This window comes from Ferrovibrio sp., assembly GCF_029255545.1.
In the GTDB taxonomy this organism is placed as follows: Bacteria; Pseudomonadota; Alphaproteobacteria; order Ferrovibrionales; family Ferrovibrionaceae; genus Ferrovibrio.
Map to the genome: position 1 here is coordinate 17,648 of NZ_JANLJJ010000022.1, position 14,381 is coordinate 32,028.

Consider the following 14,381-nt stretch of genomic DNA (forward strand, 5'->3'; position numbering starts at 1 on the left):
CCCTGCAGGCTGCCTGGTGTATAGTGCGGCCATGATTTTGTGAAAAGCTCAAACCTGACGGAGCGTTTCTCTGTGCTGCAACGGCTCAGCATTGTCGGTGTACTGGCTCTTATCCTGCTCATTGCGGCGGGCTTCTACGCCTATATGACCGGGCCGGGTCGGGAGCAGGCTTTCTATACGCCAGGCAACGTGCCGAGCCGGGAGGATTGTTTCTACCGCAAGCTGGCGCAGTTCCAGAATGTTACGCGACAGATCATTTTCCAGGCGGCGCAGGAATGTGAACTGGAGGTGCAGTCGCTCGAAGGTCATGAGCAGATGCGCCAGGAATGGATCGACCGGCAGGCCGAGAAGGCGCGTCAGCGCGCCGCCCAGCCAGTTGCCCCGGCCCCTGAAGAACCCAAGGAACTGGACCGCGTGCGCCGCGTCTGGCGCTGAACGGCATTTTAGTCTCGTCATTTTCCTCTTTTCTGAGTCACAGCATGTCCCAAGTTTCTACCCGCACTGTCAGCGACGGCGAAGCCGATCTGCGTCTCGATCGCTGGTTCAAGCGCCACTATCCCTGGCTGGGCCATGCCAAGCTGGAAAAGCTGCTGCGCACGGGCCAGGTGCGCGTGGATGGGGGCAGGGCGAAAGCCTCGACGCGGCTGGAGGCCGGGCAGGCGATCCGGATTCCGCCGCTGGGCGAGCCGCCGAAGGATGATGAAAAGCCGCGTGAGCCCCGGCCTGCCAGGGCCAGCCCGGAACGTATCGCCGAACTCGAAGCCGCCATCCTGCACAAGGATGCTTCCGTCCTGGTGATCAACAAGCCGCCTGGCTTGGCGACCCAGGGCGGCACCGGGCAGAGCGAGCATCTCGACGGTCTGCTCGGGCATCTGAAATTCGATGCCGCCGAGCGGCCGCGTCTGGTGCATCGGCTGGATAAGGACACCTCCGGTGTCCTGCTGCTGGCGCGCACCGCTTCGGCAGCGGCCAAGCTGGCCAATGCCCTCAAGACCCGCGAGGCGCACAAGCTGTACTGGGCTTTGGTCATGGGGGTGCCTGAGCATCGTCAGGGCAAGATTCAGCTGGCGTTGTCCAAGCTGCCCGGCGCTGCCGGTGAGCGCATGGTGGCCGACGAGGAAGATGGCAAGAACGCCGTGACCCTATACCGCACCGTCGACACCGCTGGTCGCCGCGCGGCCTGGCTGGCCATGGCGCCGCTGACAGGACGCACCCATCAGTTGCGCGTCCATGCCGCCGCGATGGGCACGCCAATCGTCGGCGATGGCAAATACGGTGGCACCGAGGCTTATCTGACGGGCGGAGTCAGCCGCAAGCTGCACCTGCATGCGCGTGCGATCCGGCTGCCGCATCCCGATGGCGGCGTCTTGCAGGTGCGGGCGCCGCTGCCGCCGCATATGCAGGCGACCTGGGATTTCCTGGGACTAGAAATCGACAAAGAGGCGGATGAATGGCTGGAATAGGGCCGATCCTGCCCGCACGCCTGCGTGAGCGTGCCCATCCCTTGCGGCCGGCCCTGGCTGGCGAGGTGCATGCCCGCCCGCCATTGCCGCTCGCGGCACCGGCGCGTGTGTTGCATATCGGCCTGCTGCTTGATGCCGGCGATGCTCCCGCCGAGCATGCCCATCTTACGGCGCTCAGTCAGCATGCCGGGCAGGTTGAACCACTGGCCGGCGCGAAGCATGTGGCCATTCCGCTGGCCGATGGCGTGCACCTGATCTGGGAAAAGCGGACCGAATTCTCGACGTATACACTTTATCTGCGGCGCGAGACGGGTGCCGCGCTGGATGGCGCGGCCACGGACTTGCCGCTGCCGCCCGGCTGGCTGGACACATTGCCTGGCAAGCTGATGGTGGCCGCCGATATCACCTTGCTGGCGCCCTCGGAAGCCGAACCGAATGCGGCTTTGCTGCAGCGCCTGTTCGATGGTCCGACCCTGGTGGCGAGCCGGATCGCCAGTGGCCATGCGACCGTGTGGACCGATTTTTTCCTTGGCAGCGACGATGCCGTACGTTTCCTGGTGCAGGACCGGGGCTTAAGCGATGCCCAGCGTGGCCGCGCCGTGATGCGCCTGCTGGAAATCGAGACCTATCGCATGATGGCCTTGCTGGCCCTGCCGCTGGCCCAGCAGGTGGCGCCGCGCATCACCCAGCTTGAACATGGCCTGGCCGGCCTAGCCGGTCGCATGGTCGATGTCGCCCATGAAAGCGAACAGACCCTGCTGCGCGAAATTGCCGGCCTTGCCGCTGAAGTTGAAACCCTGGCTGTGGAGACGCCATACCGCTTTGGCGCCGCGCGCGCCTATCACGCGCTGGTCGAACGGCGCATTGCCGAACTGCGCGAGGACCGCATCGAGGGCCTGCCGACCATTGGCGAGTTCATGGAGCGTCGGTTGTCGCCCGCCATGCGCACCTGCATCACCATGGCCGAGCGCATTGAAGGCCTGTCGCGTCGCGCCACGCGCATGGCCAATCTGCTGCGCACCCGCGTCGACGTTTCGCTGGAACGTCAGAATGTCGAGCTGCTCGACACGATGAACCGGCGGTCGCATATGCAATTGCGCCTGCAGGAAACCGTCGAGGGGCTGTCGGTTGCCGCGATCACCTATTATTTCGTTGGCTTGGTGGGCTACGGCGCCCAGGCCCTGCATGCCATGGGCCTGCCGGTCAACAAGGAAATCTCCATCGGCATCGCGATCCCCGTCGTCGCCGGCGTGGTCTGGTGGGGCCTGCGGCGTTTCCGCCGTTCGCTGCAGAAGGATGGCCTGCACTAAGCGGGTTGACGCAAGAGGGGCCTGATCGCCGTTCCCAGGAAATCCGCCACTGTGCGGACCCTTGGGGTCCTGCGCAGGTCGCGATGCAGCACCAGCCATAATTCGCGCGTCACCGGTGGTCGGCCAGGTTCGGCAACCAGTCCCGGCAATTGCCGGCCGATGAATTCCGGCAACAGGATGCCGCAGGCGCCGGCCTGGGCGGCGGCCACCAGCGGCAGCATGCTGTTGCTGCGGATCACCGGATGCAGGGTTTTCTGTTTCGCCAGCCATTGCGTCTCGGGCAGGTCGGCCAGGCTTTCATCGAAGGCGGCAACGGCCGTTGCGTCCATGGCCAGGGGATTGCGATACAGCCGGTAAGGCACGCTGCCGAGCCGGCTCGCATAAAGCTCGCCGCTTTGTGGCCGCGCCCAGCGGATCGCGATATCGGCCTCGCGCCGGGCGAGGCTGAGCGAGCGATGCTCGACGGTGATTTCGATCTGCAGGCCGGGCCAGCGTTGCCGCAGGGCCGCCAGTTGCGGGGCGACGCAGTGGCTGGCGATGCCTTCGGTACAGGTGACGCGCACATTGCCTTCGATCTGCATGCTGCGGCCGGCATCGGCCAGTCGTTCCAGGCGCAGCAGCGGCGCCTCGACCTGCTCGGCGGCCTGCAGCACGGGCTGGGCCTGCGGCGTAGGTCGGTAGCCGCGCGCCCGCCGCTCGAACAGCAGAATGCCGAGGCCCGCTTCCAGCGCCGCGATGCGCCGGGCAACCGTGGCGTGGTTCACCTTGAGCAGCCGCGCAGTGGCCGACAGGCTGCCATGGCGCGCCAGCGCCAGCACATAGCGCAGGTCGTTCCAGTCAATGTCATCTGTGCGTTTATAAACAGGCATGGCGCGATCTTACGGAATTTGCACAGAGGGGGCCAGCCGTTAAATCAGGGCATGGCCCATACAGTCGAGAACACGCGGCCGATAGCATAAGGACCCAAATCATGACCCGCCCCAAGACATTGCTGGAGATGGCCGGCGTCGCCGGCCAGCCGATCCTGTGGCAGAACGCCACCCTGCTGCTGATCGACCATCAGGTGGAATACACCGCCGCAGGCGGCCTGCCGCTGACAGGCATCGATGCCGCCGTGGCTGAAATCGGCCGCCTGCTAACGGCTGCCCGGGCTGCCGGCGCACCGGTGGTGCATGTGCGGCATCACGGCCGCCCGGGCGGGGCGCTGTTCAACCCGGAAAGCCCGAAGGCGGATTTCATTTCCACGATCCGGCCGCAGGAAGGTGAGGCGGTGGTGACCAAGGCGTTGCCGAATTCCTTCGCCAACACCGATCTGGACAGCGTGCTGCGCGGCCTGGGCCGCAAGGAGCTGATCATTGCCGGTTTCCAGAGCCATATGTGCGTCAGCGCCACGGTACGCAGCGCGCTGGATCATGGCTATCGCGGCGTGGTGGTGGCCGATGCCTGCGCCACGCGCGACCTGCCCGATCCGACCGGCAGCGGCATTGTTTCGGCGGCCGAGTTGCATCGCATCAGCATGACCGCGCTGAACGACCGCTTCGCCGTGGTGGTGCGCGACGCCTCAGCTATTTCGGCGCGGGCAGCGGCGTAGCATTCACGCCGCTGCGTGGCGCGGCATCGGCGGGTGGCACCGGCTGAATGGGGCCGCCTGTTTCCGAAGGGCGCCGTTGCGTGCGCCGGTCAGCCGGTAGAGTCTCCCAGAGATTGTTGGCTTCGGCCAGCGTCAGCTTCCGGTCGCCCGGCCGGCAGGCCCGACTGCGATAGAGCAGGTTGCGCGCGGGGAAGAAACACCAGGAGGCTTCGGCGAGTTGCGCGCGTTGCAACAGCTCGGCTTCCTCCGAATTGATCCAGCGACTGCCGGCAGGGCAGGCGGGCGCTTCGAAGACATTCCCCGTGCTGTCGTTGTGGCAGAGCGCATAGACGCCTTCGCCGACGCGTGCCGCATTGCTGGAATAGGGCGTGCCGGAATAGGCGCTAGGCCCTGCGGGCGGAGTGTTGCTCTGCGGTACCGGGGCCGGTCTGGTCGTGGCGGCATTGCGCGACGGCATTGGTGCGATCTCCGGCGCGCCGCGCCCCGCCACCGGTGCCCGGGTGGTGGTGAATTGCCGCTCGGCCTGTTCCATGCCGATGGCAATATAGCCCGACGCGCAACGGCCAGTCTGGCTAGTATAGAGCAGGCCTGTTTCGCTGTTGAAGCAGGGGATGCCGGTTGCCGTCGCCGCGGCTTCTTCCGCCGAGGTGTTGCGGCCCGGACGATTGTCGCTGCCGGCCCAGCTGCGATAGAGGCTGCGGTTCAGGTCGCGCACGCTGCTTTCCATGCCGCTGCAGGCCGTCAGGCCGGCCAGCAGCATCAGGATCAGCGCCGCGCGCCGGGGCATCTGATCAGCCGCGACCGCGATAGGATGCGACACCCTGATCCGGCAGCCACAGGCCAGTTGGCGGTTTGCCGGTCTGATAGAACACGTCGATCGGCATGCCGCCGCGCGGATACCAATAGCCGCCGATCCGCAGCCAGCGCGGCTTCACCGCCTGCACCAGGCGCTTGGCGATGCTCACCGTGCAATCCTCGTGGAAGGCGCCATGGTTGCGGAAGCTGTTGAGGAACAGTTTCAGCGATTTGGATTCCACGATGCTCCGGTTTGGCACGTAATCAATCACCAGATGCGCGAAATCGGGCTGACCGGTCATCGGGCAGAGGCTGGTGAATTCCGGCTGCACGAAGCGGATCAGGTACAGCGTGCCGGGCTGTGGATTGGGCACTGTTTCCAGCTTCGCCTCGGCAGGGCTGTCAGGCTGGCTGGCGGCCTGGCCCAACTGAGTCAGGTCCGGGTAGCGGCGGGGGGAAGAGGGGGATATCTTGCGTTTGGCCATGGTCTTCTTTTGCCACAACAATACCTTTATTGCATCCCCGTGTGGCCATGATCCGATCCAAGCTTTGCTCCTGTCCGGCCGGCCGGATGCCCCACAAGATACCAGCCGGGCCTATCGATCGCCCCAAGGAGGCAGACATGATGTTCCGTCTTAGAACTTTCGCCACCGCAGCCGCTTTTGCCGGAGCCCTGACGCTGGGCGCCGCCGGTACTATTGCCCAAGCCCAGCAGACCCCGGCCACCCCTGCCACGCCAGCCCAGCCGGGCGTGGCTCCGGCCACGCCTGCCACGCCGGCGGCCCAGGGCCAGGCCGGCCAGGCCAAGGCTGATGCCAAAAAGGCGGAGAAAAAGGCCACCGAAAAGAAGGCCGACGCCAAAAAGGCGGAAAAGCGGGCTGATGAGAAAAAGGCCGCAGCCCGGAAGGCAGAGAAAAAAGCTGACCAGAAAACCAGGGATACCAGGAAATCCGCCAACTGAGGCGCGGCGATTGTTGTTCAGAGCCCCCCTGCGGGAACGGGGGGGGGACTTTTAAATTGGTTTTTCAGGTTATGTGTGCTGTTGAGCGAAGCAGTTCCACATGCGATTTTTAAACCATGGAAAACCCGGTCCCTGATTTCGTGGCGCCCCGTCTGGTGATTTTCGACTGCGATGGCACGCTGGTCGACAGTCAGCACCATATCATTGCCGCCATGCATTCCGCCTTCGCGGCGAACAGCTTGGCCTTGCCGGAGGCCGACAGGGTCCGGAGGACAGTTGGCCTGCCGCTGGCCACGGCGATTGAAAGCCTGTTGCCGACCGGAGGGCCGGCTCTGGCGGCGGTGATCGAATCCTACAAGCAGGCGGCCATTGCCCAGCGGCTGATGCCGGATCATTGCGAGCCGCTGTTTCCGGGGCTGGTCGATACGCTGGACCGTCTGGAAACGGCCGGTTTCCTGCTGGGGATTGCGACCGGAAAGGCACGCCGCGGGCTCGATTTCACCCTGAACACCCATAATCTAGTTGGACGGTTTGTCACTCTGCAGACCAATGACGTGGTTGCAGCGGGCAAGCCGGCCCCCGATATGGTATTGCAGGCCATGGCGGAAACCGGCGCCATGCCCACCTCAACAATCGTTGTTGGGGATACGACCTATGATATCGAGATGGCCCGCAATGCCGGGGTTCCGGCCATTGGGGTGGCGTGGGGCTACCATGATGAAGACCTGTTATGGCAGGCCGGAGCTTCTCATATAATCAAAAGCTTCTGGGAACTTCCTGATCTGGTAAACGAATTGATGGGAGGTGCCGCATGCGCGCGCTGAAATGGGGACTGGGTGTTCTGGCCATCCTGGTGGTGGCTGTCGTGGTGGCGGTGCTGACCATCGATGTGAACCGCTTCAAGCCGCAGATCGTCGCCGCGGTCGAAGAGGCCACTGGCCGCAAGCTGGACATCGCCCAGGATATGAAGCTCAGCCTGTGGCCGCTGGGCGTCAGCGTGAAGCAGGTCAGTTTCGCCAATGCGGCGTGGGGCAGCCGTCCGCAGATGGCCACCATTGGCGAGTTCACCGCGCAGGTGGATCTGTTCGCCCTGCTCGGGCAGCAGATCAAGATTGACCGGCTGGTTCTGGCCGATGTCGATGTCCTGCTGGAAAAGAACCGTCAGGGCCAGGCCAACTGGGAGTTCCAGGTCGCGAAACCGGCCGAGCAGGTAGCACCTTCGGCACAAGAAAAGGCTGAGGCAAAAGACGCTAGTTTCAGTGGTTTGCCGGTAGTATCGGATGTTTCACTGAAGAATGTGAAGCTGGCCTACCGGGATGCCCAGAGCGGCGCAAAGAATGACGTGAATCTCAGCGAATTGTCGGTGAAGCAGGCTGCTGGCGGGCTGCTGGCCACCAAACTGGCTGCCGTAGTCGATGGCAACGAGATCAGGGCCGAAGGCACGCTGGGCAGCCTGGACGAGCTGATGGCGCCAAGTCGGCCCTGGCCGGTGAAGCTGACCGTGACGGTGCCGGGCGCCAAAGCCAGCCTCGACGGCAGCATTGCCCAGCCGCTGCAGGCCAAGGGCCTGGCGCTCAAACTGGGGGCCGATATCCCCGATCTGTCGGCGCTGGCGGGGAAATTCGGCGCCACCGCCCCGGCCGTGCCGGTCAGCCTGCAGGCCGACGTGAAGGACGTCGCGCCGCAGCGCTATAATTTGAGCGGCATCGCCGTGAAGCTCGGCGACAGCGATCTCTCGGGCAGCGGTGAAGTCAATCTGGCCGGCGCCAAACCGGCCGTGAAGTTCGATCTGGCTTCGAAAAGCTTTGATGTCACCCGACTGATGCTGAAGGACAGCGGTGGCAAAAGCGCGCCAGCCGGTTCCAGCCCGGGCGGTGGCAGCGGGACATCCGCTCCGGCGGCGAAATCCGATGGCCGCCTGTTCAGCAACGATCCGCTGCCGCTGGATGGCCTGAACGCGGTGGATGCCGTGCTGGCCTACAAGGCCGAGCAGTTCAAGGCGCCAACCCTGGACGTCCAGGGGCTGGCGCTGGATCTGGTGCTGAAGGACGGCGTGCTGCAGCTGAAGCCGGCGATCCAGCAACTGGCCGGCGGCAGCCTTGGCGGTGATGTGACGCTGAACAGCAAATCGAAAGCCCTGACCGCAAAACTGAATGGCAAGGGCATCGTGCTGAGCGACTACCTGCAGAAAAGCGGGATTACCGACGTGGTGCGACGCGGCGGCGCCACCGATCTGGCCCTGGATGTCACCAGCCAGGGCGCCAGCCTGCGCCAGATCATGGCCGGGCTGAACGGCAGGGTTGTCATCAAGGTGGGCGAGGGCGAGCTGAAGGAAGAGTATGTTCGCGCCACGCTGCCCCGGCTGGCCGATGCCGTGGGGGCTCTTAGCCGCGCCACGGCCAAGACCAAGCTGCATTGTGTCGTCACCGGCCTCGATATCAAGGCCGGCATCGCGACGCCGAAGGCCCTGCTGGCCGAGACCGGCAGCCTGACGATCACCGGCGACGGTACCGTGAACCTAGGCACCGAGCAGCTTGATCTGCGCATCATTCCGTCCTCGCGCGATACCAGCCTGGCTGCGGCCCTGCCGCCGGTGCGGGTGCGCGGCATGCTGCTCGATCCGAGTTTCAGCCCCGACCCGGCCGCCCTGGCTAAAAGCGTGATCGGCACGGCGGCCGGCATTGCTGCGCTGGGGCCGCTGGCTCTGCTGTCGCCGGCGCTGGGGTCGGGCGGCGACAATGCCGAAACCGCCTGCGCCAAGGCGGTGGCTTTGGCCGAAGGCCGGCCGGTGCCGCAATCCTCGCAGCAGCCAGCCCAGCAGCAACAGCAGGCACCGGCCAGTCCGTTGCAGGATCTGCGCAAGGGGCTGGGTGGATTGCTGGGGCGCTGAGGCCCGGCTATAAGCCGGCACCATGAAACGCTTCTACAAGTCAGCGGCTGCCGCGGCGCAGCCGGACGGTTCCGCCACGGTTCTGCTTGACGGCCGCCGACTGAAAACGCCGGCCAAAGCCGATCTGGTGCTGCCTTGTCTGCCGCTGGCCGAGGCGGTGGCTGCGGAATGGGCGGCTCAGGGCGCTGAAATCCGGCCGCAGGACATGCCGCTGACCCGTCTTGCCGCCACGGCGATCGACCGGGTGCAGGCTGCCCCCGATTACGCAGCCGGGGAAATCGTGCGTTACGGCGATACCGACCTGCTGTCATACCGCGCGGATGATCCGCCCGAACTGGCGGCCCGTCAGGCGATCGAATGGCAGCCTTTGCTCGATTGGTTCCATGAGCGCTACGACGTGCAGCTCAATGTCACCAGCGGCATCGTTGCAGTGGAGCAGCCTGCCACCCTGCGACCCCGGCTGGAACAGGTCTGCGCGGCGCTTGATGCCTACCGGCTTACCGCCTTGCACGCCGTGACCACGGCTACCGGTTCCATCGTGCTTGGTCTGGCCCTGCTCGATGGCCGTCTTGATGCCGGCCAGGCCCATCGACTCGGTTTGCTGGATGAATTGTTCCAGGCCGAGCGCTGGGGTGAAGACGACGAAGCGGCAGCGCGCCGGGCCGCTTTGCTTGCCGAGCTGCAGTCAGTACAGCAGTTTCTCGCATTGCTGCACGCAGAGGGCTGACTCTACCGCCTGAAGCTGCAGGTTTTTCGCATTTTGGCTGCAACCTCTCCTACCGCACTTCACGTTGATTCGATATAATTCGGCACACGTGAGGCAATGTCGGGGATCGGGGGTCCGGCGTGGCGGGTTCCGACATATCGCAGCGCCAGCGGCCAAAGGTCGGCTATGGCGAACTGCTGGCGACTATCGCCGACCATGAGAAATACCGCCAGCGCCTGCCTGGCGGTCGCCGGGCGATCTTTCAGTTCCGTGACCTGTCGCACCTGACCATGGCCGGCGTCGATCTGGCCGGCGCCGACTTCACCGGCTGCAATCTTCAGTCGGTGAATCTGGCCGATACCAATCTGAGCAATGCCGTGCTGTACGGTGCTGATCTGCGTGGCGCCTCGATGCAGGGTGCCCGGCTCGACCGCGCGGATCTGCGCGGCGCCTCGCTGCGCGGCGCTGATCTGACCGGGGCGCGGCTGCAGGATGCCGATATGCGTGACGGCGTGATCGCCGAGCGCGATCAGAGCGGCCGGGTGCAATTGCGCAAACCCGATCACGAGGCAGTCGATCTGGGTGGCGCGCGGTTGGTGGCGGCCGATCTCACCGGCGCCAACCTCACCGGCGTCGCGGCCGGCCGTACCGACTTCACCGATGCCATCATGGTGAACTGCCAGCTTGCCCGCGCCAACCTCGCCGCCGCCCGGCTGGAAGGCGCCAATCTTTCGGGTGCCGATCTTTCGGGGGCCAATCTGAAAGACGCCCAGTTGCGCGGCGCCGTGCTGGTTGGTGTCAACCTTGAAAACACGGTGATGGCCGGGGCCGATACCCGCAACGTGCTTGATGACAAGCCGCAGGGCCGGCCGCTGGCCGAGCTTGGCGTGCCGATCGAGGAGGCCTTCCGGCTGTACCGGCTCTGGGTCGAGACCGGTGGCAGCAAGGGGCGCCTGTTTGATTTCAGCCGGCTGGACCTGCGCCAGATTGGACCGCGGCCGGGACTGGTGCTGACCGGCGCCACGCTCGATGGGGCGATCCTGCAGGGGCTCAATCTTGAACGGGCCTCGATGCAGGGTACCAAACTGCAGGATGCCGATCTGCGCGACTGCAACCTGTCGGGGGCGGATCTGCGCGGCGCCAACCTTTCCGGCGCGCTGCTGGTGCGCGCCGATCTGCGCGACGCCGATCTGCGGCCATTGATCCTGGGGGGCGACCGGGCTTTTCCGGCCAACCTGACCCGCAGTCTGTTGCGCGGCGCCGATCTGCGCGGCGCCAGAATGAAGCTGGCCTGGCTCGACGAGGCCGACATGACCCGCGCGATGCTCGATGGCGCCGACCTGTCAGAGGCCCGCCTGCCGCAGCGGCGGAACTGATATCAGCTGATATATCAGGCAGGATAACCTCCTCTTATCGCAGGCCCTTTTGCAGTGCAGCGCCGGCTATTTTGCGTCGCTCGGCGATGTGCTATGCAGCCCGACGCGATTATTACAGCCATGTCACGTGCTGGCCGGGCAGGTTCCGCCCCGAAGAATATCTCTTGGGAGGCCCGGTCAACGGGGGAGTTGCATGCAGGACATCATCCGTCAGCTTGAAGAAAAACGTGCCCAGGCCCGCGAGGGCGGTGGGAAGAAGCGCATCGAGGCGCAGCATGCCAAGGGCAAGCTGACCGCGCGCGAGCGGCTGGAATTACTGCTCGATCCCGGCTCCTTCGAGGAGTGGGACATGTTCGTCGAACATGACTGCACCGATTTCGGCATGGCCGAGCAGAAGGTGGCCGGCGATGGCGTGGTGACTGGCTACGGCACCATCAACGGCCGGCCGGTTTTCGTGTTCAGCCAGGATTTCACCGTATTCGGCGGTTCGTTGTCGGCCAGCCATGCCGGCAAGATCTGCAAGATCATGGATACGGCGATGAAGGCCGGCGCCCCGGTGATCGGCCTGAACGATTCCGGCGGCGCCCGCATTCAGGAAGGCGTCGACAGCCTTGCCGGTTATGCCGAGGTGTTTCAGCGCAACGTGCTGGCCTCCGGGGTGGTGCCGCAGATTTCCGTCATCATGGGGCCCTGCGCCGGTGGCGCGGTCTACAGCCCGGCGATGACCGACTTCATCTTCATGGTGAAGGACAGCAGTTACATGTTCGTCACCGGCCCGGACGTGGTGAAGACGGTGACACAGGAAGTGGTGACCCAGGAGCAACTCGGCGGCGCCATCACCCACACGACCAAATCCTCGGTGGCCGATAACGCCTATGAGAATGACGTCGAGGCGCTGGCGCAGACCCGCCGGCTGTTTGACTTCCTGCCGCTGAACAACCGCGAGAAGTCGCCGGTCCGCGAGAGCTGGGACCCGATCAACCGCCAGGAAACCTCGCTCGATACCCTGGTGCCGCCCAACCCGAACAAGCCCTACGACATGAAGGAGCTGATCGAAAAGGTGGTCGACGAGGGCGACTTTTTCGAAATCCAGCCGAACTACGCCAAAAACATCATCACCGGCATGGCCCGCATCGGCGGCCGGACCGTGGGCATCGTCGCCAACCAGCCGATGGTGCTGGCCGGCTGCCTCGACATCGATTCAAGCCGCAAGGGCGCGCGCTTCGTGCGCTTCTGCGACTGCTACGACATCCCGATCGTCACCTTCGTCGACGTGCCCGGTTTCCTGCCCGGCACGGCGCAGGAATATGGCGGCATCATCAAGCATGGCGCCAAGCTGCTGTTCGCCTATGCCGAGGCGACCACGCCAAAGGTGACCGTGATCACCCGCAAGGCCTATGGCGGCGCCTATGACGTGATGTCGTCCAAGCATCTGCGCGGCGACGTGAACTATGCCTGGCCTTCGGCCGAAATCGCGGTGATGGGCCCGAAGGGCGCGGTGGAGATCATCTTCCGCGGCGAGATCGGCGATGCCGAGAAGATCGCCGCGCGCACCGAGGAATACCGCCAGAAATTCGCCAATCCCTTCGTCGCCGGCCATCGCGGCTTCATCGACGACGTGATCATGCCGCATAACACGCGCTACCGGATTGCCCGCTCACTCGCCATGCTGCGCGACAAGAAGCTGGAAAATCCGTGGAAGAAGCACGACAACATTCCGCTGTAAGGGTGCGCGTATCATGGCCAAGCTGTTTACCAAGATCCTGATCGCCAACCGTGGCGAAATCGCCTGTCGCGTCATCAAGACCTGCCGCAAGCTGGGCATCAAGACCGTGGCGGTCTACTCCGATGCCGATGATGGCGCGCTGCATATGCGCATGGCCGACGAGGCGGTGCATATCGGCGCCGCGCCGGCTGCCGAAAGCTACCTGATCATCGACAAGATCGTCGCCGCCTGCAAGAAGACCGGCGCCCAGGCGGTGCATCCGGGCTACGGCTTCCTGTCGGAGAATCGTACTTTTGCTGCCGCGCTGAAGGACGCCGGGATCGCCTTCATCGGCCCGAACCCCGATGCGATCTACGCCATGGGCGACAAGATCGAGTCCAAGAAGCTGGCCAAGCAGGCCGGCGTCTCCACCGTGCCGGGTTATCTCGGCGCCATCGCCACCACGGCGGAAGCCGTGAAGATCGCCACCGAGATTGGCTTCCCGGTGATGATCAAGGCTTCGGCCGGCGGCGGCGGCAAGGGCATGCGCATCGCGCGGTCCGCTGATGAAGTCGCCCAAGGTTTCTCATCGGCCACCAACGAGGCCAAGAATTCCTTCGGCGACGACCGCGTCTTCATCGAGAAATACATCGAGCAGCCGCGCCATATCGAAATCCAGGTGCTAGGCGACAAGCACGGCAACGTGATCTATCTGGGCGAACGCGAATGCTCGATCCAGCGCCGGCACCAGAAAGTGATCGAAGAAGCGCCGAGCCCGTTCCTCGACGAGAAGACGCGCAAGGCGATGGGCGAGCAGGCCGTCGCCCTGGCCAAGACGGTGAATTACGACAGTGCCGGCACGGTGGAGTTCATCGTCGGCCCTGACCGCAGCTTCTATTTCCTGGAGATGAATACCCGCCTGCAGGTGGAGCATCCGGTCACCGAGCTGATCACCGGCATCGACCTGGTCGAGCAGATGATCCGCGTTGCAGCAAATGAAAAGCTGGCCATCACGCAGTCGGAGGTGAAGTTGAGCGGCTGGGCCGTCGAGGCCCGCATCTATGCCGAAGACCCGCTGCGTGGTTTCCTGCCCTCGACGGGCCGCCTGGTGCGCTGGCGCACGGCGCCTGAGTCGGATGTCATCCGCAACGACACCGGCGTCGTGGAAGGCAGCGAGATCAGCATGTTCTACGATCCGATGATCTCCAAGCTGTGCAGCTTCGGCAAGGATCGCGACGAGGCGATTTCGACCCTGTCGGCAGCGCTGGACGAGACCTGGATCGCCGGCATCGGCCATAACGTCAACTTCCTCTCGGCCGTGCTGGATCACCCGCGCTTTCGCGAGGGGCGGCTGTCGACCAACTTCATCGCCGAGGAATGGCCGGCAGGCTATGGCGGCACCGTGCTGCCGGAAGGTCGCCAGAATGCCATGCTGGCGGTGGCGGCCCTGCTGCATATCCGCAACGAATTCCGTGCCCGCCATCTGGGCGGCAAGCTCGGCCTGCCGGACTGGGAGCCGGATACCGAGTGGATCGCCGTGCTGAACAAGGTGGAATATCCGCTGCATGTCGCCAATGCCGATGG

14 protein-coding genes are annotated in these 14,381 nt (G+C 64.7%); 11 read left to right on the forward strand and 3 right to left on the reverse strand.

Annotation, left to right across the window (positions count from 1 at the left end):
• Nucleotides 1-72 precede the first annotated feature (72 nt).
• Genes Q1J79_RS03605 through Q1J79_RS03615 form a run of 3 tightly spaced genes read left to right on the forward strand, consistent with a single transcriptional unit; the run spans nucleotide 73 to nucleotide 2,773 of the window.
• Complete coding sequence (locus Q1J79_RS03605) at nucleotides 73-435, forward strand: hypothetical protein (protein ID WP_300296608.1); 363 nt, start codon at nucleotides 73-75, stop codon at nucleotides 433-435.
• Nucleotides 436-479: 44 nt separating this feature from the next.
• The gene (locus tag Q1J79_RS03610; RefSeq protein WP_300296611.1) at nucleotides 480-1,463 is read left to right on the forward strand and encodes an RluA family pseudouridine synthase; all 984 of its coding nucleotides are present in this window, start codon (nucleotides 480-482) and stop codon (nucleotides 1,461-1,463) included.
• A complete protein-coding gene (locus tag Q1J79_RS03615) occupies nucleotides 1,451-2,773 on the forward strand; it encodes a DUF3422 family protein (protein WP_300296614.1) in 1,323 nt (440 codons plus the stop codon). Before Q1J79_RS03610 ends, Q1J79_RS03615 begins: the two co-directional genes overlap by 13 nt.
• Here Q1J79_RS03615 and Q1J79_RS03620 read toward each other — a convergent pair.
• Complete coding sequence (locus Q1J79_RS03620) at nucleotides 2,770-3,642, reverse strand: LysR family transcriptional regulator (RefSeq protein WP_300296617.1); 873 nt, start codon at nucleotides 3,640-3,642, stop codon at nucleotides 2,770-2,772. The genes Q1J79_RS03615 and Q1J79_RS03620 overlap by 4 nt on opposite strands.
• 101 nt (nucleotides 3,643-3,743) lie before the next feature.
• Between Q1J79_RS03620 and Q1J79_RS03625 the strand changes: the two genes are divergently transcribed.
• A complete protein-coding gene (locus Q1J79_RS03625) occupies nucleotides 3,744-4,364 on the forward strand; it encodes a cysteine hydrolase family protein (RefSeq protein ID WP_300296619.1) in 621 nt (206 codons plus the stop codon).
• Here Q1J79_RS03625 and Q1J79_RS03630 read toward each other — a convergent pair.
• Complete coding sequence (locus tag Q1J79_RS03630; protein WP_300296622.1) at nucleotides 4,339-5,151, reverse strand: hypothetical protein; 813 nt, start codon at nucleotides 5,149-5,151, stop codon at nucleotides 4,339-4,341. The genes Q1J79_RS03625 and Q1J79_RS03630 overlap by 26 nt on opposite strands.
• 4 nt (nucleotides 5,152-5,155) lie before the next feature.
• Nucleotides 5,156-5,644: a preQ(1) synthase gene (gene queF / locus Q1J79_RS03635; RefSeq protein WP_300296625.1), complete on the reverse strand. Its 489-nt coding sequence runs from the start codon at nucleotides 5,642-5,644 to the stop codon at nucleotides 5,156-5,158.
• Nucleotides 5,645-5,781: 137 nt separating this feature from the next.
• Between queF and Q1J79_RS03640 the strand changes: the two genes are divergently transcribed.
• From Q1J79_RS03640 to Q1J79_RS03670, 7 genes are all read left to right on the forward strand, one after another.
• Nucleotides 5,782-6,120: a hypothetical protein gene (locus Q1J79_RS03640; RefSeq protein ID WP_300296628.1), complete on the forward strand. Its 339-nt coding sequence runs from the start codon at nucleotides 5,782-5,784 to the stop codon at nucleotides 6,118-6,120.
• 116 nt (nucleotides 6,121-6,236) lie between these two features.
• Nucleotides 6,237-6,944, forward strand: a complete 708-nt coding sequence (locus Q1J79_RS03645) for an HAD-IA family hydrolase (RefSeq protein WP_300296631.1) — start codon at nucleotides 6,237-6,239, stop codon at nucleotides 6,942-6,944.
• Nucleotides 6,932-9,010, forward strand: coding sequence for an AsmA family protein (locus Q1J79_RS03650; RefSeq protein WP_300296634.1), 2,079 nt, complete (start codon nucleotides 6,932-6,934; stop codon nucleotides 9,008-9,010). The genes Q1J79_RS03645 and Q1J79_RS03650 overlap by 13 nt, the downstream gene beginning before the upstream one ends.
• Nucleotides 9,011-9,032: 22 nt before the next feature.
• Complete coding sequence (locus tag Q1J79_RS03655; protein WP_300296637.1) at nucleotides 9,033-9,737, forward strand: ATP12 family chaperone protein; 705 nt, start codon at nucleotides 9,033-9,035, stop codon at nucleotides 9,735-9,737.
• A 119-nt stretch (nucleotides 9,738-9,856) separates the two neighbouring features.
• Nucleotides 9,857-11,092, forward strand: a complete 1,236-nt coding sequence (locus Q1J79_RS03660; protein ID WP_300296640.1) for a pentapeptide repeat-containing protein — start codon at nucleotides 9,857-9,859, stop codon at nucleotides 11,090-11,092.
• Between the two features lie 193 nt (nucleotides 11,093-11,285).
• Complete coding sequence (locus tag Q1J79_RS03665) at nucleotides 11,286-12,818, forward strand: acyl-CoA carboxylase subunit beta (RefSeq protein ID WP_300296643.1); 1,533 nt, start codon at nucleotides 11,286-11,288, stop codon at nucleotides 12,816-12,818.
• 22 nt (nucleotides 12,819-12,840) lie between these two features.
• Nucleotides 12,841-14,381: acetyl/propionyl/methylcrotonyl-CoA carboxylase subunit alpha (locus Q1J79_RS03670; RefSeq protein WP_300296756.1), on the forward strand; the 1,541-nt coding region annotated here is incomplete at its 3' end.